The organism is Sporosarcina koreensis (assembly GCF_001531445.1).
GTDB lineage: Bacteria > Bacillota > Bacilli > Bacillales_A > Planococcaceae > Sporosarcina > Sporosarcina koreensis_C.
Map to the genome: position 1 here is coordinate 1 of NZ_LQYA01000261.1, position 243 is coordinate 243.

A 243-nucleotide genomic window follows, 5' to 3' on the forward strand; every position below is an offset into this window, starting at 1 on the left:
TGGAATATAGCGCGCAACTACAACCATCACGAGTGCTGGAAATGCAGCTGCACCAGCTCCTTGAATAAATCGAGCCAGAATAAGTATGGGAAAAAAAGAATGTCCAACAAACCCAATTACCGATCCGAAGCAATTTATTATAATCCCAAATAGGAGAAACCTTTTAATGCCTAGCTGATCAGATAGCTTTCCATATAGAGCTGTTCCAATAGAAAAGGTTAACATAAAGGCTGTGTTCACCCA

General features: G+C 40.3%; 1 protein-coding gene. It reads right to left on the reverse strand.

Features of this window, described 5'->3' with window-relative positions; translation table 11 throughout:
* A partial coding sequence (locus AWV70_RS21850; RefSeq protein ID WP_153010084.1) for an MFS transporter occupies positions 1 to 243 on the reverse strand: 243 nt, incomplete at both ends.